The sequence below is a fragment of the Achromobacter sp. RTa genome (genome assembly GCF_000757485.1).
GTDB lineage: Bacteria > Pseudomonadota > Gammaproteobacteria > Burkholderiales > Burkholderiaceae_B > Achromobacter.
On the sequence record NZ_JPYO01000042.1, the window covers coordinates 1,132,718 to 1,155,568 of the forward strand.

At 66.5% G+C, this 22,851-nt stretch carries 19 protein-coding genes; 7 read left to right on the top strand and 12 right to left on the bottom strand.

The window, feature by feature from the left end; genetic code table 11:
* Window positions 1–20 precede the first annotated feature (20 nt).
* The gene (locus tag JL37_RS22720) at window positions 21–989 is read left to right on the top strand and encodes a tripartite tricarboxylate transporter substrate binding protein (protein WP_043546906.1); all 969 of its coding nucleotides are present in this window, start codon (window positions 21–23) and stop codon (window positions 987–989) included.
* Between the two features lie 56 nt (window positions 990–1,045).
* Here the strand turns inward: JL37_RS22720 and JL37_RS22725 are convergent, their stop codons facing one another.
* Both JL37_RS22725 and JL37_RS22730 read right to left on the bottom strand, forming a co-directional pair.
* On the bottom strand, window positions 1,046–5,005 hold the full coding sequence (locus JL37_RS22725; RefSeq protein WP_043546907.1) for an FAD/FMN-binding oxidoreductase: 3,960 nt from the start codon (window positions 5,003–5,005) through the stop codon (window positions 1,046–1,048).
* Window positions 5,006–5,136: 131 nt separating this feature from the next.
* On the bottom strand, window positions 5,137–5,673 hold the full coding sequence (locus tag JL37_RS22730; protein WP_043546908.1) for a YqaA family protein: 537 nt from the start codon (window positions 5,671–5,673) through the stop codon (window positions 5,137–5,139).
* 145 nt (window positions 5,674–5,818) lie between these two features.
* Here JL37_RS22730 and ilvA point away from each other — a divergent pair, with 145 nt between their 5' ends.
* The gene (ilvA, locus tag JL37_RS22735; RefSeq protein WP_043546909.1) at window positions 5,819–7,327 is read left to right on the top strand and encodes a threonine ammonia-lyase, biosynthetic; all 1,509 of its coding nucleotides are present in this window, start codon (window positions 5,819–5,821) and stop codon (window positions 7,325–7,327) included.
* A 188-nt stretch (window positions 7,328–7,515) separates the two neighbouring features.
* Here ilvA and JL37_RS22740 read toward each other — a convergent pair whose 3' ends face one another.
* Both JL37_RS22740 and JL37_RS22745 read right to left on the bottom strand, forming a co-directional pair.
* Window positions 7,516–8,628 (bottom strand): porin, encoded by a 1,113-nt coding sequence (locus tag JL37_RS22740; protein ID WP_043546910.1) that lies wholly within the window; start codon window positions 8,626–8,628, stop codon window positions 7,516–7,518.
* Window positions 8,629–9,053: 425 nt separating this feature from the next.
* On the bottom strand, window positions 9,054–9,437 hold the full coding sequence (locus JL37_RS22745) for a DUF4148 domain-containing protein (protein ID WP_043546912.1): 384 nt from the start codon (window positions 9,435–9,437) through the stop codon (window positions 9,054–9,056).
* Between the two features lie 382 nt (window positions 9,438–9,819).
* Here JL37_RS22745 and JL37_RS22750 point away from each other — a divergent pair, with 382 nt between their 5' ends.
* On the top strand, window positions 9,820–10,728 hold the full coding sequence (locus tag JL37_RS22750; protein ID WP_043546914.1) for a LysR family transcriptional regulator: 909 nt from the start codon (window positions 9,820–9,822) through the stop codon (window positions 10,726–10,728).
* A gap of 16 nt (window positions 10,729–10,744) precedes the next feature.
* Here the strand turns inward: JL37_RS22750 and JL37_RS22755 are convergent, their stop codons facing one another.
* From JL37_RS22755 to purT, 8 genes are all read right to left on the bottom strand, one after another.
* Window positions 10,745–11,296: an adenine phosphoribosyltransferase gene (locus tag JL37_RS22755; RefSeq protein ID WP_043546915.1), complete on the bottom strand. Its 552-nt coding sequence runs from the start codon at window positions 11,294–11,296 to the stop codon at window positions 10,745–10,747.
* 54 nt (window positions 11,297–11,350) lie between these two features.
* Window positions 11,351–13,048, bottom strand: a complete 1,698-nt coding sequence (gene cydC / locus JL37_RS22760) for a thiol reductant ABC exporter subunit CydC (protein ID WP_043546916.1) — start codon at window positions 13,046–13,048, stop codon at window positions 11,351–11,353.
* Window positions 13,045–14,724, bottom strand: a complete 1,680-nt coding sequence (gene cydD, locus JL37_RS22765) for a thiol reductant ABC exporter subunit CydD (RefSeq protein WP_231570415.1) — start codon at window positions 14,722–14,724, stop codon at window positions 13,045–13,047. Before cydD ends, cydC begins: the two co-directional genes overlap by 4 nt.
* A 77-nt stretch (window positions 14,725–14,801) precedes the next feature.
* A complete protein-coding gene (cydX, locus tag JL37_RS22770) occupies window positions 14,802–14,927 on the bottom strand; it encodes a cytochrome bd-I oxidase subunit CydX (RefSeq protein WP_043546919.1) in 126 nt (41 codons plus the stop codon).
* Window positions 14,928–14,942: 15 nt separating this feature from the next.
* A complete protein-coding gene (gene cydB, locus JL37_RS22775; RefSeq protein ID WP_043546921.1) occupies window positions 14,943–16,097 on the bottom strand; it encodes a cytochrome d ubiquinol oxidase subunit II in 1,155 nt (384 codons plus the stop codon).
* A gap of 13 nt (window positions 16,098–16,110) precedes the next feature.
* Window positions 16,111–17,685 carry a cytochrome ubiquinol oxidase subunit I gene (locus JL37_RS22780; RefSeq protein ID WP_043546923.1) on the bottom strand — a complete coding sequence of 525 codons (1,575 nt, stop codon included), beginning with the start codon at window positions 17,683–17,685 and terminating at the stop codon, window positions 16,111–16,113.
* Between the two features lie 127 nt (window positions 17,686–17,812).
* Window positions 17,813–18,358 carry a GbsR/MarR family transcriptional regulator gene (locus JL37_RS22785; protein WP_043546925.1) on the bottom strand — a complete coding sequence of 182 codons (546 nt, stop codon included), beginning with the start codon at window positions 18,356–18,358 and terminating at the stop codon, window positions 17,813–17,815.
* Between the two features lie 257 nt (window positions 18,359–18,615).
* Window positions 18,616–19,833: a formate-dependent phosphoribosylglycinamide formyltransferase gene (gene purT / locus JL37_RS22790; RefSeq protein ID WP_043546926.1), complete on the bottom strand. Its 1,218-nt coding sequence runs from the start codon at window positions 19,831–19,833 to the stop codon at window positions 18,616–18,618.
* A gap of 104 nt (window positions 19,834–19,937) precedes the next feature.
* On the opposite strand from purT, the gene JL37_RS22795 reads away from it, so the two are divergent.
* The 4 genes from JL37_RS22795 to lptA are packed head-to-tail and all read left to right on the top strand — an operon-like array spanning window position 19,938 to window position 22,828.
* Complete coding sequence (locus JL37_RS22795; RefSeq protein WP_043546927.1) at window positions 19,938–20,927, top strand: SIS domain-containing protein; 990 nt, start codon at window positions 19,938–19,940, stop codon at window positions 20,925–20,927.
* Complete coding sequence (locus JL37_RS22800) at window positions 20,924–21,532, top strand: HAD hydrolase family protein (RefSeq protein WP_081955156.1); 609 nt, start codon at window positions 20,924–20,926, stop codon at window positions 21,530–21,532. The genes JL37_RS22795 and JL37_RS22800 overlap by 4 nt, the downstream gene beginning before the upstream one ends.
* Window positions 21,533–21,569: 37 nt before the next feature.
* Window positions 21,570–22,202, top strand: coding sequence for an LPS export ABC transporter periplasmic protein LptC (gene lptC, locus JL37_RS22805; protein ID WP_043546930.1), 633 nt, complete (start codon window positions 21,570–21,572; stop codon window positions 22,200–22,202).
* Entirely contained in the window at window positions 22,199–22,828 is a 630-nt protein-coding gene (gene lptA, locus JL37_RS22810) for a lipopolysaccharide transport periplasmic protein LptA (RefSeq protein WP_043546931.1), read from the top strand. The genes lptC and lptA overlap by 4 nt, the downstream gene beginning before the upstream one ends.
* Window positions 22,829–22,851 lie beyond the last annotated feature (23 nt).

Below are 22,851 nucleotides of genomic sequence, written 5' to 3' on the forward strand. Positions count from 1 at the left end.
TCCGCACGAGGAGACACCCTATGCACAAGCCCATGAAGCGCCTGCTGGCGCTAGCCGCCCTGTCCCTGGCCGCCAGCGCGGCCTCCGCCCAATCCTGGCCCACCCAGCCGGTCCGCTGGATCGTGCCCTATCCCGCCGGCGGCGGCACCGACGTGGTGGCGCGCACGGTGGCAAGCAGCCTGGAAAAGACGCTGGGCCAGACCATTGTGGTCGAGAACCGCCCCGGCGCCGGCACCATCATCGGCGCAACCGCCATAGCGCAGGCAGAGCCGTCCGGCTACGTCGTCGGCACCGCCGACTCCGGCACCCTGGCTTTCAACTCTTCGCTGTACGCCAAGCTGTCCTACGATCCGGCCAAGTTCACCTATATCGGCGGCATCGCCAAGTTTCCGCTGCTGCTGGCCGTTAACGTCAATTCGCCGTACAAGACCGTGGACGAGGTGCTCGCGGCCGCCAAGAAGGAACCGGGCAAGCTGACCGCGGCCTCCGCTGGCGCGGGCTCGCCCCACCACCTGGCGCTGGAGCTGTTCAAGCAGCGCACGGGCGCCAATGTGCTGCACGTGCCCTACAAGGGCGCCGCGCCCGCCATCCAGGACCTGCTGGGCGGCCAGGTCGACCTGATGTTCATCGACCTCGCCTCGGGCCTGCCCAACGTAAAGGCCGGCAAGCTGCGCGTGCTGGCGGCCGCGACGCCCGAGCGCCTGCCGGTGCTGCCGGACACCCCGACGATGGCCGAACAAGGCGTCGCCAATTTCACCGCCTATGCCTGGCAAGGCCTGGTGGGCCCGGCCGGACTGCCGGAAAACGTGGTGAAGAAGCTGTCGGCCGACCTGGAAGCCACGCTCAAGAATCCGGCCGTGTCGCAGAAGATCCTGGATATGGGCGTCATCCCCATGCCGATGCCGGCCCAGGAATTCAAGGCCTACGCCGACCAGGAGCGCAGCGCCTGGGCCGACGTGATCAAGAAGGCAGGCATCAAACTGGATTAAGCGCGGCAGCCCAGGCAAAAAACGCGGCCAACAATGGCCGCGTTTTTCGTTGGCGCTCAGACCAGAACGCGTTCGATGCCGCCCGCATTGGCGCGGCGGACGTAGTCCTCCATCCAGCTTTCGCCCAGGATGTGGCGCGCCATTTCGACCACGATGTAGTCCGCGTCCATGCCGGTGTCGCCCTCGTAGCGCGACAGGCCCTGCAGGCACGACGGGCACGAGGTCAGCACCTTCACGTCGCCCGTGAAGCCGTCGCTGCGCAGCGCGGCGTCGCCCTTGAGCAGCTCTTCCTGCTTGCGGAAGCGCACCTGCGTGGAGATGTCCGGACGGCTGACGGCCAGCGTGCCCGATTCGCCGCAGCAGCGGTCGCTCTTGACGGCGCCGTCGCCCACCAGGGCGCGGACGGTCTTCATCGGCTCCTGCAGCTTCATGGGCGTGTGGCAGGGGTCGTGGTACATGTAGCGCACGCCCTTGGCGCCTTCGAGCTTGATGCCCTTTTCGAGCAGGTACTCGTGGATGTCGATCAGGCGGCAGCCGGGGAAGATCTTCTCGAACTCGTAGCCCGCGAGCTGGTCGTAACAGGTGCCGCAGCTGACCACCACCGTCTTGATGTCCAGGTAGTTCAGCGTATTGGCGACCCGATGGAACAGCACCCGGTTGTCGGTGATGATCTGCTCGGCCTTGTCCGTCATGCCGTTGCCGCGCTGGGGATAGCCGCAGCACAGGTAGCCCGGCGGCAACACGGTCTGCACGCCGGCATGCCACAGCATGGCTTGCGTGGCCAGGCCCACTTGCGAGAACAGACGCTCCGAGCCACAGCCCGGGAAGTAGAACACCGCTTCCGTGTCGGCCGTGGTGGCCTTGGGATCGCGGATGATGGGCACGTAGTTCGCGTCTTCGATGTCCAGCAGCTTGCGCGCCGCCTGCTTGGGTAGCCCGCCAGGCATCTTCTTGTTCACGAAGTGCACGATCTGCTCGCGCATCGGCGGCTTGCCCACCGTGGCCGGCGGGGCGGAGGTCTGCTTCTTCACCAGGCCCGACAGCAGGTCATGGGCGGCGCGCTGCACCTTGTAGCCCACGCCCACCATCGCCTTGCGGGTAGCGTTGATGGTGGCCGGGTCCTTGGCGTTCAGGAAGAACATGGCGCTGGCCGTACCCGGGTTGAACGACTTGCGGCCCATGCGGCGCAGCACGGCGCGCATGTTCATGGACACGTCGCCGAAATCGATGTCGACCGGACAGGGGTTGTAGCACTTGTGGCAGACCGTGCAGTGATCGGCCACGTCCTCGAACTCTTCCCAGTGCTTCAGGCTGACGCCGCGGCGGGTCTGCTCTTCGTACAGGAAGGCCTCCACCAGCAGCGAGGTGGCCAGGATCTTGTTGCGCGGCGAATACAGCAGGTTCGCGCGCGGCACGTGGGTGGCGCACACGGGCTTGCACTTGCCGCAGCGCAGGCAGTCCTTGATGGATTCCGAGATGGCGCCGATGTCGCTTTGCTGCATGATCAGCGACTCGTGGCCCATCAGGTTGAAGCTGGGCGTCCAGGCATGGCGCAGGTCGGCGCCCGGCATGAGCTTGCCGGCGTTGAAGTGGCCCTTAGGGTCCACGCGGCGCTTGTATTCCTGGAACGGCGCCAGTTCGGCCTCGGTCAGGAATTCGTACTTGGTCAGGCCGATGCCGTGCTCGCCGGAGATCACGCCGTCCAGGTCGCGGGCGATCTGCATGATGCGCTCGACGGCCTGGTGGGCCTCCTGCAGCATCTCGTAGTCGTCCGAGTTGACCGGGATGTTGGTGTGCACGTTGCCGTCGCCGGCGTGCATGTGCAGTGCGACGAACACGCGGCTCTTGAGCACCCGGCCGTGGATGGCGACGAGTTCATCGACGATCTTCTTGTAGGCCGCGCCCGAGAACGCGCGTTGCAGGCCGGCCAGCACTTCGGTTTTCCAGGACACGCGGATCGTGCGGTCCTGCACGACGTCGAAAATGCGGGCATCGGGCTGGGCCGCCAGGCGGTCCGACAACGCGGCCTGCAGATCGCCCAGGCCCAGGCCGTGCAGCTCGGGCAGGGCCTGCAGCAGCGGCATGTCCAGGTTGTCCAGCAGCCACTGCCAGCGCTTCCTGGCGCCGGCCAGCAGTTCCAGCGCCTGGCGCGTGCGCTCGGCCAGCACTTCGGCGCGGGTGGTTTCGATGTCGGCGTCGTCGATCTTGCCGACCGGCAGCGGCGTGCACAGGTACGCGTCCAGCGCGCCCAGCAGCTTGAGCTTGTTGCGGGTCGAGAGCTCGATGTTGATGCGTTCGATGTGATCCGTGTATTCGCCCATGCGGGGCAGCGGGATCACCACGTCTTCGTTGATCTTGAAGGCGTTGGTGTGGCGGGCGATGGCGGCGGTGCGCGAGCGGTCCAGCCAGAATTTCTTGCGCGCCTCGGGGCTGACGGCCACGAAACCTTCGCCGTGGCGGGTGTTGGCCAGGCGCACGACCTCGCTGGCCGCCGCGGCGACCGCGTCTTCGTCGTCGCCGACGATGTCGCCGATCAGGACCATCTTGGGCAGCACGCCGCGCTTGCTCTTGGTGGCGTAGCCCACCGCGCGCAGATAGCGTTCGTCCAGGTGCTCCAGGCCCGCCAGGATGGCGCCGCGCTCGCGGCCTTCGCCATCCAGGTAGCCCTTGACCTCGACGATCGACGGAATGGCGTCGCGCGCCTGGCCGAAGAACTCCATGCAGACCGTGCGCGTGTGGCGCGGCATGCGGTGCAGCACCCAGCGCGCCGAGGTGATCAGGCCGTCGCAGCCTTCCTTCTGGATGCCCGGCAGGCCCGCCAGGAACTTGTCGGTGACGTCCTTGCCCAGGCCTTCCTTGCGGAACACACGGCCCTGGATCTCCAGCGTTTCGGTCTTGAGCAGGCGCTCGCCCGGCTTGCCGCGGCCATCGAACCACTTGAGCTCGAAACGGGCCACTTCCACGTCATGGATCTTGCCCATGTTGTGGTCCAGGCGGCTCACTTCCAGCCAGTTGCCGTTCGGATCGACCATGCGCCACCAGGCCAGGTTGTCCAGCGCGGTGCCCCACAGCACGGCCTTCTTGCCGCCCGCGTTCATGGCGATGTTGCCGCCCACGCACGAGGCTTCGGCGGAAGTCGGGTCGACGGCGAAGACGAAGCCGGCCGCTTCAGCCGCTTCGGACACCCGCTTGGTCACCACGCCGGCGCCGGCATGGATGACCGCCACGGGCTCGCTCAGGCCGGGCAGGATACAGGACTCGACCTGGCCCAGCCGGTCGAATTTCTCGGTGTTGATGACCGCCGACTTCCAGGTCAGCGGGATGGCGCCGCCGGTATAGCCGGTGCCGCCGCCGCGCGGGATGATGGTCAGGCCCAGTTCGATGCAGGCCGTGACCAGCGCCGCGACCTCGTCTTCCGAATCGGGCGTCACCCCCACGAAGGAATATTCCACCCGCCAGTCGGTAGCGTCGGTGACGTGCGAAACGCGCGACAGGCCGTCGAACTTGATGTTGTCGCGCGCCGTAATGCGGCCCAGCGCCTTCTGCGCCTGCTTGCGCATCATGGCGGTCTGGTCGAATTCGCCTTCGAAGGCCGCGATGGCCGAACGCGCCCGCGCCAGCAGGCCGACGACCTTTTCATCGCGGTGCGGATCGTGGCCGGCCTCGGCCGGCACGTCCGGTTCGCGGCGGCGGTCGATCTCGGCCAGGCGGTGATGCAGGGCTTCGATGAGCTGCTTGCGGCGCTTGGGATTGTCGAGCAGGTCGTCCTGCAGGTACGGATTGCGGCGCACCACCCAGATATCGCCCAGCACCTCGTAGAGCATGCGGGCGGAACGCCCCGTCCGGCGCTCGCCGCGCAGGTCGGTCAACAGGCTCCAGGCATCGTCGCCCAGCAACCGGCCGACGATCTCGCGATCGGAGAACGACGTGTAGTTGTAGGGAATTTCGCGCAGGCGCGCGGGAGTTGCGGGCGGCATCGCCCCGTTCAAGATGTGGCTAGCGAGTGGGGCGTTCATGGCTGCAAGGGGGGCCCGTAAAAAACTATTTTATGCCATTGATCGAGTCTGCCCCCGAATACCCCCAGGGACGCGCCCGAAACCGCGGGGAAACCGACTTTATCCGTCCCCAATTTAAATCCGAGCAGACGCTAGATCTGCCCCGGGAAGAACCACAGAAGGCTGGCCGTCATGGCCAGATAGCGCAGGAACTTGCCGATGGCCATGTAGACCACGCAAGGCCAGAAGGACAGCCGCAGCCATCCCGCCACCGCGCACAGCGGATCGCCCACCGCGGGCAGCCACGATAGCAGCAGGGCCGGCGGCCCCATGCGGTGGATCCAGTCGTGGGCCCGTTCGTTCCAGCGTCCGCGCATGCGCCCGCCTTCGGTCGCATCGGGATGCGGATGGGGATGCTTTTCCTTCCACCGCTGCACGGCCCGCTCGGCGCCCAGGCCCATGGCGTAGCTGATGGCGCCGCCCGCCGTATTGCCCAGGGTAGCCACCAGGATGGCCGGCCAGAACATGTCCGGCGCCAGCTTGACGTAGCCGAACACCGCCGGCTCGGACCCCATCGGCAGCAAGGTCGCGGACACGAGCGATACCGCGAAAATCGCGGACAAGCCGACCGAGGGCAGCGCCAGCACGCCAAGCATCCAGTTGACGGCGGATAACAGACTTTCTTCCATAGTGGGCCGAGTGTAGCCGCGCACGGGCCGCTTCCCCCCGCCCTGCTCGTCCAGTGCGCGAAAAAGCCGGAAAAACCTGGCGGGCGGCGCGGATTTCCCTGCAATAATCTCCCCCACTTTCTTACTCTCGACGCCACCGCAGTCCATGTCCACCGATTATCTGAAACGCATCCTGACTTCCAAGGTTTATGACGTCGCGGTCGAATCGCCGCTGGAAACGGCGCCCCTGCTGTCCCAGCGGATATCGAACACGATCCTGCTCAAGCGCGAAGATACCCAGGCCGTGTTCAGCTTCAAGCTGCGCGGGGCGTACAACAAGATGGCCAACCTGAGCCCCGCGGCCCGCAATCGCGGCGTCATCGCGGCCTCGGCCGGCAACCACGCCCAGGGCGTCGCGCTGGCGGCCAGCCGGCTGGGCTGCCGCGCCGTCATCGTCATGCCCACCACCAGCCCGCAAGTGAAGATCGACGCGGTGCGCCGCCTGGGCGGCGAGGTGGTGCTGGCGGGCGAGAGCTTCTCCGACGCCTACGCGCATGCGCAGATCCTGGAGAAAAAGGAAAAGCTGACCTTCGTCCATCCCTTCGACGATCCCGATGTCATCGCCGGCCAGGGCACGGTGGGCATGGAAATACTGCGCCAGCATCCAGGGCCGATCGACGCCATCTTCGTGGCCATCGGCGGCGGCGGCCTGATCGCGGGCGTGGCCGCCTACATCAAGCAGCTGCGCCCTGAAATCAAGATCATCGGCGTGCAGACGGAAGACTCCGACGCCATGCTGCGCAGCGTGCGCGCCGGCCGCCGCGTGCAACTGAACGACGTCGGACTGTTTTCGGACGGCACGGCGGTCAAGATGGTGGGCGCGGAAACGTTCAAGCTTACGCGCCAGTACGTCGACGATTTCGTGGTGGTCAACACCGACGCCATCTGCGCGGCCATCAAGGACGTGTTCCAGGACACGCGCAGCGTGCTGGAACCCGCGGGCGCGATGGCTGTCGCCGGCGCCAAGCAATACGCGGCCGAGCACAATCTGAAGGGCAAGACGCTGGTCGCGATCGCCTGCGGCGCCAACATGAATTTCGACCGCCTGCGCTTCGTGTCCGAGCGGGCGGAAGTCGGTGAAATGCGCGAAGCCATCTTCGCCGTCACCATGCCGGAACAGCGCGGCAGCTTCCGCCGCTTCTGCGAACTGGTGGGCGAGCGCAGCGTCACCGAGTTCAACTACCGCATCTCGGATTCCGACCGTGCGCACGTTTTCGTCGGCGTCCAGGTATCGTCGGCGTCCGAGCCCGACAAGATCGCGGCGAATTTCCGCCGCCACGGTTTCGATACGCTGGACCTCACCCATGATGAAATGGCCAAGACCCACTTGCGCCACATGGTGGGCGGCCATTCGGCGCTGGCGCGCAATGAATTGCTGTACCGGTTCGAGTTTCCTGAGCGCCCGGGCGCGCTGATGCGTTTCCTCAACGCGATGAATCCCGACTGGAACATCAGCCTGTTCCACTACCGCAACCAGGGCGCGGACTACGGCCGCATCCTGATCGGCATCCAGGTGCCTCCCGCCGACAAGAAGCAGTTCCGCAACTTCGTGGCGGAGCTGGGTTATCCGCACTGGAACGAGACCGACAACCCGGCGTACAAGCTGTTCCTGTAGCGTCTCGGCGAAAAGACCGCCTCGGGCCGCTTTTCGGGACCGGAAAACGAGAGGGCCTCCTTGCGGAGGCCCTTCCCTTCTTTGCTCCAGACGCGTCCGGCGGCAACCGGTAGGGGGGTTCGCTGTCACTCGGCGGCCCACGGAGATGGACCGCGCATTCAGCAAGGTCTTGCCGGACGCCCTATCGCTTAGAAACGGTGGCGAATGCCGACGGCGACAGCCGTGTCGGTCGCATCGCGCTGGAACGCGTAGTTGTCGCCATAGGAGGCGTACGCGTACAGGTTGGTGCGCTTCGTGAAGTCGTAGGTGTAGCCCAGGCTGTAGACGTTGAACGTTGCGTCGTCGCCCGTCAGCTTGTCGTTGCTGGCGGTAGCGCGCTGCCACGAGCCGAAGACCGCGTGGCGGCCCAGCGGCACGGTGGCGCCGATCATGTACGAGTTGGCGCGGAAGCCGTCGGCCAGCTTGAACGAGCCGAAGTTCTGCATGCCGTCGGGCGTGGTGCCCATGTTCTGGCCGATGAACCAGCCGTCGCGGGTCTGGCCGAATGCAGCTGCGACCTTCACGACTTCGAAATCATACGAACCGCCGACGATGTATTCCTGGATGCGCGCTTCGGACTTGCCCCCGGTTTGGCCGTTGGACGGATTGAAGCGGTCGTACGCGGCGGCCAGGTTCAGCGGGCCGTTGACGTACTGCACGCCCGCGGTCAGCACGCGGTTGTTGTTGCCGGTTTCGAAGCCGGTCTGCGAGCTGTCGCTGACCGTATCATCGGCGCTGAACGAGTAGCCCACGCCCAGCTTGAAGCCGCCCATGACGGGGGTCTGGTACAGGACCATGTTGTCCAGGCGCATCGTGTTCGCGCTGCCGAACGTGGTACCCATGTTGGCGGTGTTGTAGCTGATCGAGAACGGGTCGATCGAGCCGAAGTACTTCGAAGCCAGGTTGGTCTGGCGGCCGAATTCCAGGCGGCCCCAGGAATCGCTGTCCAGGCCCACGGTAGCTTGGCGGCCCCACAGGCGGTTGCTCTGCAGCGACTTGCCGTTCATGGGGCCGAAGCCGCCTTCCAGCGTGAACACGGCGCGCAGGCCGTCGCCCAGGTCTTCGGTGCCGCGCAAGCCAAAGCGCGAGCCGCTGCTCACGCCCTGCACGCCGCCGAAGCGGCTTTGCGAATTACCGTCGAACTTCACTTTCTCGTAACCGACGCCGGCGTCGATCAGGCCGTACAGCGTCACGGAGTCGGCGGCCTGCGCAGCACCGGCAAAGCCGGCCAGCAGCGCGGCGGCCAATAGCGTCTTTTTCATAGGAGTCCCCAAAATGGCGAGATGAAAGGCAAACCGCAAACCCGCCACGCAATCGGCCGGAATTTGCGTGCCGCAGCGAACAAGCAAGCGGCGCATGCACTGAAGCTAGTGTCCGGCCTGCGCCAATTCGAAGTAACCCGGATTTCGAAGAACTACTTTCCATGGTTGGGATAATGGCCCGCAGCGGATCGCCGTCCCTTTTTGGAAACCTGCGCTAACGCATTGATATCAAATATGAATCATTGCTCGCAATATTCCAGCCTCCCTCGCGAACATTCCCTGCCCCGCCCCCGTGCCCAACAAGAGTTGTTGCGGAGCCCGCCTAATTTCTGATGCGTAAACGCGACATTCGCCCGCGCCGCCCAAGAAAAAGCCCCCTCGGATTCACACACAAGGGGGCTGGCGGCCTATCCAGGAAGAAAGGCTTACTTGCCCTGGGGCGGATAGTCGAGTTCGCCGAAGGAATATTCGCCGCGCGCCTTGGCCTCGGCCAGTTCCTGGCGGACCTGTTCGCGCGTCTTGCCGGCCGACTGCGATGCGGCGGCCTTGGGCGGGTAGTCGAGTTCGGCCGAAGTCACCTGGCCGGCAGCCTTGGCGGCTTGCAGCTCTTGCTGGACCTGTTCGCGCGACAGGCTGGTTTGCTGGGCCGTGGCGGGCGGATAGTCCAGTTCGCCGAACGTGACTTGGCCGGCGGCGCGGGCGGCCTGCAGTTCCTGCTGGACTTGTTCACGCGTCTTGCCATCGGCGTGAGCGGCGGACATACCCACCAGCGTGGCGGTAACCATGAGTGCGGTAGCTAGGGCTTTCATTGAGAGGACTCCATCCTAAACCTTGCACACCGTCTTCTGCCAGGCTGGCAGGTGCGATGTGACAATTTGATTGCTGGGACGAAGTATCTGGCGATCTCGGCCTAGTAAAAACCCTTATTTTGGGGAACATATTTGCATGGATGGGACAATTTCAGGTCGTATCCCGGGAAATCTGCTCAATTTCTGCACAGTATGCGATGAGATCGTTCTGCCACAAGCCTTGCGGGCATTCAGCCTTGCGCAAGCTACGTAACGGAAAATGAAGTTCCACGCGCTGGACGGAATGTACGGCGTTGGGAAATAGACATTTCTGCTGGCGGGACAATAATTCCATTTATGATAGGAATCTGCCAGAAATGGAATTTTGACTCACGAGGACCCCATGGATATCCAGCTTAACGACATCGCGCTATTTGTCGAAGTCGCCAAGCGCAAGAACTTCAGCCACGCCGCCGAAGCCTTGAATATTCCGACGTCCACGCTTTCGCGCCGGGTCAGCGAACTGGAACGCAGCATCGGCATGCGCCTGCTCAACCGCAGCACGCGCAAGATCGACCTGACGGAAGCCGGGGCCATCTATTTCGAGCGCTGCCGCCACATCGTCGAAGAGGCCCGCATCGCCCACGATCAGCTGCTGGACATGGCGGTGCAGCCTAAGGGACGGCTGCGCATTTCGCTGCCCACCAGCCTGGCGCAGCTGTTCCTGCCTGCCGTCATCCGCGAATTCCGGGAACAGCACCCCGACATCGAATGCGATTTCGACCTTAGCATGCGGCCGATCGACCCCATCAGCAATCCCTTCGACCTCATCCTGCGTTTCGGGCAGCAGCCCGATTCCAGCCTGATTTCACGCAAGATCGTGTTGATGGCCCATCAGCTCTACGCCTCGCCCGACTATCTGGCCCGCCATGGCGAGCCGCGGGTGCCGGCGGACCTCAGCCATCACGAATGCCTGCGCCCCACCATGCGCGAGGAGTCATCCTTCTGGATGCTGCATTCGGGCGACAAAGTGGAACGCGTGCAAGTATCGGGACGCCTGTCCGCCAACAACGTCGGCATGCTGGGCCGGTTGGCGGGCCAGGGCCTGGGCATCACGCCGCTGCTGGTCTTCGACGCCATGGAGCGCGCCATCAAGCAATCGGGCCTGGTGCGCGTGCTGCCCGACTGGAGCCTGACGCCCCTGCCGCTTTTTGCGCTGCTGCCCTCTCGCATGCTGCCCGCCAAGACCAAGGCCTTCCTGGACTTCATCCAGCCCCGGTTGTCCGAAGACGTGGTGCGCGCCGCGGCCTAGGCAGCGGGCTTGGCCCCTAGGGGGTGCCGGCGCCGTACTGACAGACCGTGTAGAGCGGCGTGCCCGTTGCCGCGACCTTGGCCGATCCGCCGAGATCGGGCAGGTCGATGATGGCGGCCGCCTCCACCACGTTGGCGCCCAGGCGCTGCAGCAGATTGATGGCGGCCAGCATGGTGCCGCCCGTGGCGATCAGATCGTCCACCAGCAGGACGCGTTGCCCGGTGCGCACCGCGTCCGTGTGCATTTCGACCGACGCATTGCCGTATTCGAGCGAGTATTCCTCGGCCACCGTGCGAAACGGCAGCTTGCCCTTCTTGCGCACGGGCACGAAACCCAGGTTCAGTTCGTAGGCCAGCACGCTGCCCACGATGAAGCCGCGCGCATCCACTCCCGCAACGAGGTCGAGCCGCTGGCGCATGTAGCGGTATACGAAGAGATCGATCAGGACCCGGAACGCGCGGGGGTCCTGCAGCACCGGCGTGATGTCGCGGAAAACGACACCGGGCTGGGGCCAGTCTGGAACGCTGCGGATGGTGCGCCGGATGTACTCGGCGTAGTCGGTCTGCATGGAAGACGGCCCTGGAGAATTGAAGCAAGGCGAACTATAACCTCGCAACCGCGCTTAAGCCAGGATTGCCGTCCCCCATGACAATTCATGAAGCTTTCCGGCCCGCAACTCGCAGCAGCGGTCCACCGCTCCCGGCGGCAAGGCCGCATGGGTGGCCAGCACCACGGCCCGTCCTCGCGCCGCGGCTTGCAGATCCTGGAAGAACGCCTCCTCGGCAGCGGCGTCCAGGCCGGCGGTCGGCTCGTCCAGCACGATGACCTCGGCCGGCGACAGCAGCGCGCGCGCCAGGCACAGCCGGCGCGCCTGCCCCGCCGACAGCTGGGAGCCGGTTTCGCCCGCCCAGGTGTCGAGGCCGTCGGGCAGGCCCCGCACGAAATCGCCCAGCCGCGCGGCGTCGAGGGCGCGCCAGAGCGCGGCGTCGTCCGCCTCGGGATCGCCGATCAGCAGGTTGGTGCGCAAGGTGCCCAGGAAGACCGGAGCGTCCTGCGGCAGCAGCGCGATGCGCCGATGCCAGTCGGCCTGCGCGCAGGCGCGCGCGTCGCAACCGCCGAAACGCACCTGCCCCGCCTGGGGATCCTCCAGGCGCAGGAGCAGATGCAGGAGCGTCGACTTGCCGGCGCCGCTGGGCCCCATGATGGCCACTCGCTCGCCTGGCGCCACGCTCAGGCTGACATCCTCCAGCACCGCCGGACCGATGCCCGAAGTTCTGCCCGGATAGGAAAAGCGCACGCGGTCCAGTTCCAGCGCGCCATGGCTGGGCAAGGCCTGCGGCGTGTCCGGGTCCTGCATGTCGGGTTCGCAGTGCGTCACCTCGCGGATGCGCGCCGCCGCCGACATCGCGGAGCCCATGCGGGACGCGCCCCGCATGATCGGACCGGCCACCTCGAAGATGCCGATGACCGCCAGGAGCAGGCCGACGAGCACGGGTCCGGTGATCCGGCCCGACTCCAGCGTGTCCAGGCCAAACCACAGCAAAGCCAGCACCGACGCCCCGGCCGCGGCCTGCAGGAAGAACTGCCCTCGCGCAGCCACCCAAGCCTGGCTGCGCCGCGCCGCGGCGCTGGCCTCACACAAGCGTTCGAAATGTTCGATCGTCTGGGCCTGCGCGTGCAGGGCCACCATATCCGCGTGGCCGTCCACGGCGTCCAGCATCGCGGCGCGCAGCCCCGCCGCGCTTTCCTGGGCGGCCGCCCCCGGCTTGCGCGCCGCGCGCAAGAGCCACAGCGGCACCAGCACACAGGCGGCGAGCAGCGCCAGCGCGACCGCCAGCGCGGCGGCAGGCACCCAATATCCCAGCACCGCCGTCAGGATCGAGCCCGCCAGGAGCGCGGTCGCCAGCGGAGCCAGCACGAACAGGAACACGGTGTCCAGCGCATCCACGTCGCCCGTCATGCGGGCCACCAGGTCGCCGTCGCGATAGCGCGCCAACTGCCTGGGCGTGAGCCGGATCAGCGCCGCGAATACCGCGGCGCGCAGGTCCGCCAGCAGGCGCAGCGTGGCGGCGTGCCCGACGACGCGGTCGGCATAGCGCGACACGATGCGCAGGAACGATAGCCCGCGCACCAGGGCCGAGGGCGCAAACAGGTTGAATGCGCCGCCCGCGCCAGCCAGCGCGGCGCCGGTCAGGAACCAGCCCGACACGCCCAGCAGGCCCACGCCCGCCGCCACCGTGGCCAAGGCACAGAACAATGCGAGCAAAAGCCCGCCTTTTCGGCGCGCGTACAGCGGCAGGAGCAGCAACAGGTTCTTCATGCGTCTTCCACCTTTCCGCCAGCCACGCGCAAGGTCCGACCAAGCCGGGCCGCGACGGCGGGCGCGTGGGTCGCCAGCAGCAGGGTCCGGCCGGCGGCGAACGCCAGGATCTCGTCCAGCACCCGCTCCTGAGTGGCCTCGTCGAGGTGCGCCGTGGGCTCATCGAGCAGGATCAGGCCCGGATCGCGCAGGAACAGGCGAGCCAGCGCGACACGCTGGGCCTGCCCGCCCGATAGGCCGTGGCCGCGCCCGCCCAGCGGCGTATCCAGCCCTTGCGGCAACGCCGCCGAAAACTCCAGCACGCAGGCGCGCCGCGCGGCGTCCTGCACCGCGGCGTCGGAGGCGCCTGGACGGCCCAGCCGGATGTTGTCGGCAATGGAGCCTGCCAGCAACTGCGGCTTTTGCCCGATCAGGGCGACCCGCCCCCGCAAGGCCGGTTCGCTCCAATCGGCCAGGGGCCGGCCGTCCAGCCGGATATCCCCCTGGCAGGGCCTCAGGCGCGCGATCGCTTCGATCAGCGTGGATTTTCCGATGCCGCTGGGACCCATCAGCGCCGCATGCTCGCCCGGCGCCAGCGCGAGCGAGGCGTTCGACAGCACCGGCCGGCCCCGGCCCGGCGCCAGCACGACAAGGCCGCCGGCCATAAGGGCGGCGCCCTTGTGCTGGCCCTCGCGGCCCTGGCGTACGGCTTCGCCCCCGGCCTCGCCGCGCAGATCGTCATCCTGCGGCAGTCCGTCGAACAGGGCCGCGATCTGCGTGACCGCCGCCAGCGCGGCCGCGCGGTCGTGATAGTGCGCCGCGAACTGCCGCAGCGGGGCGTAGATTTCCGGCGCCATCAGCAGGCAGAAGAGACCGGCCTGCAAGGTCAGGGGCGTCCAGCGCAGGTCGAGGAATCCCAGATAGGTCAGGCCGATATAGACCGCCACGCCCGCCACGCCCAGCGCGGCGAAGAACTCCAGCACGGCCGACGACAGGAAAGCGATGCGCAGGACCGACATCGTGCGCAGCCGCAGGGCGTCGCTGGCCGCCACGACGGACTCGGCTTCCGCCTCGGCCCGGCCATGGAGTTTCAGGGTGGACAGCCCGCGCAGGCGGTCGGCGAAAAAACCCGACAGGCGGGCGAAGGCGCGCAAATGCCGGCGGCTGGCGCCTTGGGCGCCCCACCCCACCAGGGCCATGAACAACGGGATCAGCGGCGCGGTGATCAGCAGCACCAGCCCGGCGATCACGTCCACCGGCAACAGCACGACGGAGAAGGCCACGGGCAACAGGGCCGCCGCGGCCATCGCGGGCAGGTACTTGGCGAAGAAGCCGTCCAGCGCCTCGACCTGGTCCACCACGGCGCTGGCCAGTTCGCCGGCGGCACGGCTCCGGCTCCAGTGCGGCCCCTTGCGCACCAGCCGCCTGAAGAGCGACTGGCGCACATGGCGCTTGATGCGTTCGGAGGCGCTGGCGCCGGCGCGTTCGCCCGCCCAGCCGATGCAGGCGCGCAGCAGCATGAGCCCCGCGATGCCCAGGATGCCGCCGATCAGCTCTTTCCGGGGAACCTGCCCGACGATGGCGGCATCCAGCACCCTGGCCAGCAGCCAGGCCTGCACGACCAGCAGGACGCCGCTCGCCAGGGGAGCCGCGCCCGCCAGCAGCAGGGGCAGCCTTGCGGCCTTGGCAAGCGCCATCAGCCACCGCGACTGCTCGCGCGGCGGTTTTTCCAGCGCCGCCGAAGGATCGTGCTCGAGCGCGCTAGCGGCGCCCCTCACTCGTCGTCGCGGCTGGCGCGCGGGTCATGCGTATGCCCTTCGCGCAGCTCGAACCACATCGCGTTGAGGATAGCGAACGCGCACGCCAGGCCCAAGCCGAGTATCCACGAGAAATACCACATGGTGGAGGCTCCTTGTCAGTATGAATTGGGCGTGCCGCCCACCGATTCTTCCGTCACCTTGCCGCGCATGACCCGGTACACCCAGGCGGTGTAGAGCGTCACGAGGGGCAGGAAGATCGCGACGGCGATCACCATGATCCACAGCGTCATGTGGCTGGACGAACCATCCCAGATGGTCAGGCCGGCCTGCGGCTTCGTCGACGACGGCATGATGAACGGGAAGAGCGAGAAGCCCACCGTAAGGATGACGCCGGCGATCGACACGGAGGACGCCAGGAAAGCCAGCACGTTGGCGCGCGCGGTCAGCAGCAGCGCCACCAGCACGGCGCCCCCCACGCCCAGCGCGGGCGCGATCCACATCAGCGGCCACTTCGCGTAATTGGCCATCCATGCGCCGTTCTGCACCGATACCGTCTTGAGCATCGGATCGGACGGGCCCGCCATGTCCACCGCGCTGGTGATGACATGGCCGCCAACCCCGCCGGCCACCCAGAACCCGCCCGCGACGAACAGCGCCGCGGTCAGCAAGGCGCACAGCCGGCCCCAGTTGCGGGCGCGCGACGATACGGGATCCTCGGTGCGCCAGGCCAGCAGCACGGCGCCGTGCATGGCCAGCATCACCACGCTCAGCACGCCCGCCAGCAGGGCGAAAGGCATGAAGAGCTGGAAGAAATGCCCTTCATAGATGGGGCGCAGCGTCACCGGATCGAAGGTGAACGGAACGCCCAGGATGATGTTGCCCATGGCCACGCCGAACACCAGCGAGGCCACCACGCCCGAGAAACAGAGCACGCCGTCCCAGCGGTTGCGCCAGCGCGTGCCTTCCATCTTGCTGCGGTACTTGAAGCCCACGGGCCGCAGGATCAGGGCGATCAGGACCAGCATCATCGCCAGGTAGAACCCGGAGAACGACGCGGCGTACAGCAGGGGCCAGGCGGCGAAGATGGCGCCGCCCGCCGTGATGAGCCAGACCTGGTTGCCTTCCCAGACCGGCCCCACCACGTTGATCACCACCCGGCGTTCCACGTCGGTCTTGGCGACCACCGGCAGCAGCGCCGCCACGCCCAGGTCGAAGCCGTCCATGACGGCGAAGCCGATGAGCAGCGCGCCCAGCAGCACCCACCACACCACGCGCAGCGTGCCGTAGTCGAAAGGAATGAGGGTTTCCATCGCTGTCTCCTCCTCAGGCGCGCACGGCGGCGCGCACAGGATCGGCGGCGGCGCTGGCGGGCGCCGGCCCATCGGATTTCGGCCCGGCCTTCACGGCATGCAGCATGACCTTCACGCCGATGATCAGCAGCGCCGTGTACAGCACGAGGAAGATCGACAGGCTGATTGCCAGGTCCATGATGGTCAGGCCCGAGGCTGCGTAATAGGTTGGCAGCACGCCTTCGATCACCCAGGGCTGGCGGCCGTACTCGGCCACGAACCAGCCGCTTTCGATGGCCACCCACGGCAGGGGCAGGCTCCACAGCGCCACCTTGAGCAGGCCGCGGCGGCTGTCCAGGCGGCCGCGCGAGGCCAGCCAGAAGGCCACGCCGAAGAACAGGATCAGGTACATGCCCACCGCCACCATGATGCGGAACGCCCAGAACAGCGGCGCCACGTTGGGCACGGTATCCACCGCCGCCTTCTTGATGTCGGCTTCGGTGACCTTGCTCATGTCGGGCTGGTAGCGCTTGACCAGCAGCGCGTAGCCCAGGTCGGGCCAGGTGCGGTCGAATACCATGCGCGCATCCACGTCCTTGGGATTGGCGCGGATCTTCTGCAGGGCGTCATACGCCACCATGCCGTCGCGGATGCGGTTCTCCGCGCGCAGGATCAGATCGTCGATGCCCAGCAGCGGCGTCGTCAGCGAACGCGTTCCGATGATGCCCATGACGTAGGGAATCTCGATCGCGAAATCGTTCTTGCGCTCTTCCTGGTTGGGAATGGCGATCAGGTTGAAGGACGCGGGAGCCGGCTCGGTATGCCACATGGACTCGATGGCCGCGATCTTCATCTTCTGGTGTTCGGTGGTGAGGTAGCCGCTTTCGTCTCCCAGCACCACGACCGACAGCGCCGAGGCCAGGCCGAAGCTGGCCGCGACCGCCATCGAACGCTTGGCCAGGTCGACGTGGCGGCCTTTCAGCAGGTACCACGCGCTGATGGACATGACGAACATAGCGCCGGCGACGTAGCCTGCGCTGACCGTGTGCACGAACTTGGCCTGGGCCACCGGGTTGAAGATCACCGCGGCGAAGTCGGTCATCTCCATGCGCATGGTGTCGGGATTGAAGATCGAGCCGACCGGATTCTGCATCCAGCCGTTGGCGATCAGGATCCACAGCGCCGAGAAGTTGGTGCCGAACGCCACCAGCCAGGTCACCACCAGGTGGCTGACCTTGGACATGCGGTTCCAGCCGAAGAAGAACAGGCCGACGAAGGTGGCTTCCAGGAAGAAAGCCATCAGCCCTTCCAGCGCCAGCGGGGCGCCGAAGATGTCGCCGACGTAGTGGCTGTAATAGGACCAGTTCATGCCGAACTGGAATTCCATCACCACGCCCGTGGCCACGCCCAGCGCGAAGTTGATGCCGAACAGCGTGCCCCAGAACATGGTCATCTTTTTCCAGATGGGGCGTCCGGTCATGACGTACACGCTCTCCATGATGGCCAGGATGAACGAAAGGCCGAGCGTGAGGGGGACGAACAGGAAGTGATATAGCGCGGTCGCGGCAAACTGAAATCGCGACAGGTTGACGACGTCGAGATCAATCATTGGAGCGCTCCCAAACGGTCGAGGCGCCGCGGCAACCGGCATGGTTCCCAGGCCGTCTCTCGCGCCATGTTACGGGCGTTGGATACAACTTCATAGAGGTTTCCTGAAAAAACGGGTCGGATCAAGGTCAGGCCTTGCCCCGCAATTTGCCGGCGAAACCCAGCACCTTCTGCACTTTCGAACCGAGTTTCATCAGGTTCTGCAAGGTCTCGGGCGGCAGTCGTTGAACCTCATCGAACCATCCGGTGGACAGTTCGATCAGCTCCAGCATCTCGTTCATGCGTTGTTGCGCGTAGGCCTCATCCGGCCCCGACGGGGGCTCCAGCAGGGTGTCCCGCAGCAGGGAGAGCGTGGGATCGATTTCGCGCTTGCGCTTTTCTTCCATCAGGATGCGGAAGATTTCCCATACATCCTTGGGCGTCTCGAAGTAATCGCGGCGGTCGCCGACCTGGTGGATCAGCTTGACCAGGCGCCAGGACTGCAGCTCCTTCAGCCCGAGACTGACGTTCGAGCGCGAGAAGCCGAGCGTCTCGGCGATATCGTCGGCGTTCAGGGGCTTGGGGGAAAGGAACAGCAGGGCGTAGATCTGGCCGACGGTGCGGTTCACGCCCCAGCGGCTGCCCATTTCCCCGAAATGCAGGATGAAGCGTTCGTTTTGAGGGGTGAGAGCCATGATCGATCAGCGCCAGCAAGGTCCGGACAGCGGCGCAATCAGACAAATCCAGTTACGCTGCTTTCAGAAATTTCTGAAATTATCGAACAAACAATGAGAAAGCGCAAACCACGATGGCGGCAGGGGCAAGGCCGCAAGCAAAGCGCATATCGGGGCGCGCGCCCTCCCGCGGACGGCTGCGGACGAACGCCAGCGGGCCACCCGCCGGGTGGCGGACGGCCCGCTGGGGGCAACGGAATGGGGCGCTGAAGGCGGGGTCAGCCGGCCTTCACGGACACGGCGGCGGAAACGCGCTTGGCCTTGGCGCGCGCGGCCGCGACGTCCTCGGCCACGGCCAGGCCCACGCCCATGCGGCGCTTGACGAAGGATTCGGGCTTGCCGAAGAGGCGGATATCCGTGCCGGGCTCGGCCAGCGCTTCGGCCACGTTATGGAACGAGACCGCGGCAGCCTCGACGCCGCCGTAGATGACGCTGCTGGCGCCGGGCTGGCGCAGGCTGGTGTCCACCGGCAGCCCCAGCAGGGCCCGTGCATGGAGCTCGAACTCGTTCTGGACCTGGGTGATCATGGTGACCATGCCCGTGTCGTGCGGACGCGGGCTGACCTCCGAGAACCAGACTTGGTCGCCGGCCACGAAAAGCTCCACGCCGAAGATGCCCAGGCCGCCCAGGTTGGACGTGACGGCCAGCGCGATCTCCCGGGAACGCTCCAGGGCTGCGGGCGACATGGGGTGCGGCTGCCAGCTTTCGACGTAGTCGCCGTCGACCTGCTTGTGGCCGATGGGCTCGCAGTAGCGGGTCTGGATCTCGCCATCGGCGCCGCGCGCGCGCACGGTGAGCAAGGTGATTTCGTAGTCGAAGCGGATGAACCCCTCGACGATGGCGCGGCCGGCGCCCACCCGGCCGCCTTCCTGGGCGTAGCGCCAGGCGGAGGCGACGTCGTCCGCGGTCTTGATCAGGGATTGGCCCTTGCCCGACGAGGACATGACCGGCTTGATGACGCAGGGATAGCCGATGCCGCCGTCGATGGCCTGGCGCAGCTCTTCTTCCGTATCGACGAAGCAATAGGGCGAAGTGGGCAGCCCCAGGGTTTCCGCCGCCAGGCGGCGGATGCCCTCGCGGTTCATGGTCAGCTGGGCGGCGCGGGCCGTCGGGGTGACCCGCGCCACGCCCGCCTCTTCCAGTTCCACCAGCAAATTGGTGGCAATGGCTTCGATTTCGGGGACAATAACGTGCGGCCGCTCCTGGTCGATGACTTTGCGCAGGGCCTCCGGGTCCGTCATCGAGACCACATGCGCCCGGTGAGCCACCTGGTGGCCCGGGGCGTCGGCGTACCGATCCACCGCGATGACCTCCACGCCCAGCCGCTGCAGGGCGATGATGACCTCTTTGCCCAGCTCGCCCGAACCAAGCAGCATGACTCGGGTGGCCAGGGGAGACAAGGGCGTGCCAAGGACGGGGCTGGGAATGCTGGACATGGGACGAACCTGGAAAGAGAGTTTGAAATCCGTTGAAAAGAGCCGCCAGAATGCCATACCCCCCTCCCCGGGGCAAACCCGCATACTGATATTAAAATCCGTGCATGACTGACCATCCCACCACATCGTCCGAGACCGCGCTGGCATCTGCGCGCAGAACACTGCAAATCGAAAGCCAGGGGCTGCTGGACCTGTCGGCAAGGCTGGACGACAGCTTCACGCACGCCGTCGCCATGCTGCTGGCGTGCCGTGGCCGCGTGGTCGTCAGCGGAATCGGCAAGACCGGCCACATCGCCCGCAAGATCGCCGCGACGCTGGCCTCTACCGGCACGCCCGCCTTCTTCCTGCACGCGGCCGAAGCCGTCCACGGCGACCTGGGCATGATCACCCGGGACGACGTGATCATCGCCATTTCCTATTCCGGATCCGGCCAGGAACTGCTGACGGTCCTGCCGGCCGCCCGCCGGATGGGCGCGCGAGTGATCGCCATCACGGGCAATCCGCAGTCCGAGCTGGCCTCGCTGGCCGACGTCCACCTGGACGGCAGCGTCGCCCAGGAGGCCTGCCCGCTGAATCTGGCGCCCACGGCCAGCACCACCGCGGCGCTGGCCCTGGGGGACGCGCTGGCGGTCGCCTGCCTGGAGGCCCGGGGCTTCGGGCCCCAGGATTTCGCGCGCTCGCATCCGGGCGGCGCGTTGGGCCGCCGCCTGCTGACCCACGTACGCGACGTGATGCGCCAGGGCAATGCCCTGCCCATCGTCATGGCCGGCACGCCGGTGGCGCAGGCGCTGGAGGTCATGTCCGCCAAGGGCATGGGCATGACCGTCGTGACCGACGCGCAGCACCGCCCGCTGGGCATCTTCACCGACGGCGACTTGCGCCGCCTGATCGCCAGGCACGGCGACATCCGCAGCCTGACCGTGGAGGCGGGCATGACGCGCTCGCCTCGCAGCATCAATGCCGACGCGCTGGCGGTCGAGGCCGCCCAGCAAATGGACGAACAACGGCTCAATCACATGCTGGTGCTGGACACCGATGGCGCCCTGCTCGGCGCCCTGCACATGCATGACCTGATGGCCGCCAAAGTGGTATGACTATGACTCTCCCTGCCTCCGTGACTCACCCGGCCGACGCGCTGGTCCTCGCCCGCATCCCCGCTACCGTGCGCGAACGCGCCGCCACCGTGCGCCTGATGGTGTTCGACGTGGACGGCGTGCTGACCGACGGCAGCCTCTACTACGGCGAAAGCGGCGAACTGCAAAAGCGCTTCAACGCGCTTGACGGCCACGGCCTGCGCCTGCTGATGGAAGGCGGCTTGAAGGTCGCGCTGATGACCGGCCGCTCCGGTCCGATCGTGGCGCGGCGCGCCGCCGAACTGGGCATCGCCGAGGTCGTCCAGGGCGTGCGCGACAAGGGCGGCGCCCTGGCCGAACTTGCGCAGCGTTCCGGTGTCCAACTGAATCAGACCGGCTACATGGGCGATGACATCATCGACCTGCCGGCCATGCAGCGAGCGGGTTTCGCCGCCAGCGTGCCGAACGCCCCCGGCTACGTCAGCCAGGCCGCCCACTGGATATCCTCGCAGCCGGGCGGCAGCGGCGCGGTGCGCGAATGCTGCGACCTGCTGCTGGCGGCCCAGGGGCGCCTCGGCGCGTTCCTGTCGGCCCCGGGCCTGCTGGGCCCGGGCGCGATCCAATGACCGCCGCGACAACCAACACGCCCTTGCGGCGAACCCGATGAAAGAACGCTTTCCCTCTCTGATCGCGCTGTTCCTGCTGCTGGTGCTGGTCACCAGCTCCTGGTGGGCGGCCGACTATGCGCAGCGGGCCATCCAGGTGGACCCGCCGCGCCGCATCACCCACGAGATGGACGCATGGTCCCGCGACTTCGTCATGCTGCGCACCGATCCCAGCGGCCGGCCCATCAACCGGCTGGAAGGCCAGTACGCAGAGCATTTCCCGGATGACGACTCATATCACATCACTGAACCGCGCGCGGTGGGCCAGCGCGAGACCAACCCCATCACCGTGGCCGTCTCGAAAACGGCCGTGATGGAACAAGGCGGCAAGCGCATCGTCATGAACGGCGACGCGCACGTGCACCGCCAGCCCGACGCCAACAACGACATGCTGGACGTGCGCAGCCAGCAGTTGATCATCCTTCCCGACGAGGACGTGGTCTATACCGACCTGCCCGCCGAGGTGCTCAAGGGCCGTTCGCGTATGAACGGCAAGGGCATGCGCTACAACAACAAGACGCGCCAACTGCAGGTTTCGGCATCGACCGATGTGGAAATTGCCGGTTCCGAAGGCAAGCAGCAACGCCGGACCGAAATTCCCGCCAACAACACTGACCAGAAGAAACCATGACCGACCTCCGGATTCTCCTTGCCCCGACGACCCGTCTGATCGGCGCCGTCCTGCTGACGGCCTCGGCGCTCGCGCCCGCCTTCGCCGCGGATCCGGCGTCCAAGTCGGCAACCCCCGCCGAAGAGCCCAGCACGCTGATCCTGTCGGATACGCTGCACTACGACGACGTGAAGAAGCAAAGCGTCTTCACGGGCAACGTCAACCTGACGCGCGGCCTCATGACCCTGACGTCGGATACCCTGCAGATGAACGAGGACCCGCAGGGCAACCAGTTCGGCACCGCCACGGCCAACAAGGGCAAGGTCGTGACCATCCGCCAGGAACGCCCCGAGACCTTCGAGCTCATCGAAGGCAAGGGCCTGCGCGCCGAATACGACGGCTCGAAAAGCACCTTCGACCTCATCGGCCAAGCCGTCGTGATCCGCTACGTCTGTGGGAAACCGTTCGATACCATCCGCGGCGAACGGGTGCGCTACAACGAAAAGACCGGCACGTACGAAGCCCAGGGCGGCCCGAACTCGTCCGCGGCGGGCGGACGGGTACGCTCGGTCGCGGAGCCGCGCGCCAAGACGGACGCAGCCATCGCGGAATGCCGCAAGCAGCAAGCCGCCAAGAAAGGGCGCTGAAGCGCCTCCCATGCAACACCACT

What these genes read in the sequence shown, in the direction of transcription:
- JL37_RS22750 (WP_043546914.1), top strand. Translation starts at nt 9,820, where the DNA reads ATGGATATCCAGCTTAACGACATCGCGCTATTTGTCGAAGTCGCCAAG.
- JL37_RS22730 (WP_043546908.1), bottom strand. Translation starts at nt 5,673, where the DNA reads ATGGAAGAAAGTCTGTTATCCGCCGTCAACTGGATGCTTGGCGTGCTG.
- JL37_RS22725 (WP_043546907.1), bottom strand. Translation starts at nt 5,005, where the DNA reads ATGAACGCCCCACTCGCTAGCCACATCTTGAACGGGGCGATGCCGCCC.
- ilvA (WP_043546909.1), top strand. Translation starts at nt 5,819, where the DNA reads ATGTCCACCGATTATCTGAAACGCATCCTGACTTCCAAGGTTTATGAC.
- JL37_RS22755 (WP_043546915.1), bottom strand. Translation starts at nt 11,296, where the DNA reads ATGCAGACCGACTACGCCGAGTACATCCGGCGCACCATCCGCAGCGTT.
- JL37_RS22800 (WP_081955156.1), top strand. Translation starts at nt 20,924, where the DNA reads ATGACTATGACTCTCCCTGCCTCCGTGACTCACCCGGCCGACGCGCTG.
- JL37_RS22795 (WP_043546927.1), top strand. Translation starts at nt 19,938, where the DNA reads ATGACTGACCATCCCACCACATCGTCCGAGACCGCGCTGGCATCTGCG.
- purT (WP_043546926.1), bottom strand. Translation starts at nt 19,833, where the DNA reads ATGTCCAGCATTCCCAGCCCCGTCCTTGGCACGCCCTTGTCTCCCCTG.
- JL37_RS22720 (WP_043546906.1), top strand. Translation starts at nt 21, where the DNA reads ATGCACAAGCCCATGAAGCGCCTGCTGGCGCTAGCCGCCCTGTCCCTG.
- cydX (WP_043546919.1), bottom strand. Translation starts at nt 14,927, where the DNA reads ATGTGGTATTTCTCGTGGATACTCGGCTTGGGCCTGGCGTGCGCGTTC.
- JL37_RS22745 (WP_043546912.1), bottom strand. Translation starts at nt 9,437, where the DNA reads ATGAAAGCCCTAGCTACCGCACTCATGGTTACCGCCACGCTGGTGGGT.
- JL37_RS22780 (WP_043546923.1), bottom strand. Translation starts at nt 17,685, where the DNA reads ATGATTGATCTCGACGTCGTCAACCTGTCGCGATTTCAGTTTGCCGCG.
- cydD (WP_231570415.1), bottom strand. Translation starts at nt 14,724, where the DNA reads ATGGCGCTTGCCAAGGCCGCAAGGCTGCCCCTGCTGCTGGCGGGCGCG.
- cydC (WP_043546916.1), bottom strand. Translation starts at nt 13,048, where the DNA reads ATGAAGAACCTGTTGCTGCTCCTGCCGCTGTACGCGCGCCGAAAAGGC.
- lptC (WP_043546930.1), top strand. Translation starts at nt 21,570, where the DNA reads ATGAAAGAACGCTTTCCCTCTCTGATCGCGCTGTTCCTGCTGCTGGTG.
- JL37_RS22785 (WP_043546925.1), bottom strand. Translation starts at nt 18,358, where the DNA reads ATGGCTCTCACCCCTCAAAACGAACGCTTCATCCTGCATTTCGGGGAA.
- JL37_RS22740 (WP_043546910.1), bottom strand. Translation starts at nt 8,628, where the DNA reads ATGAAAAAGACGCTATTGGCCGCCGCGCTGCTGGCCGGCTTTGCCGGT.
- lptA (WP_043546931.1), top strand. Translation starts at nt 22,199, where the DNA reads ATGACCGACCTCCGGATTCTCCTTGCCCCGACGACCCGTCTGATCGGC.
- cydB (WP_043546921.1), bottom strand. Translation starts at nt 16,097, where the DNA reads ATGGAAACCCTCATTCCTTTCGACTACGGCACGCTGCGCGTGGTGTGG.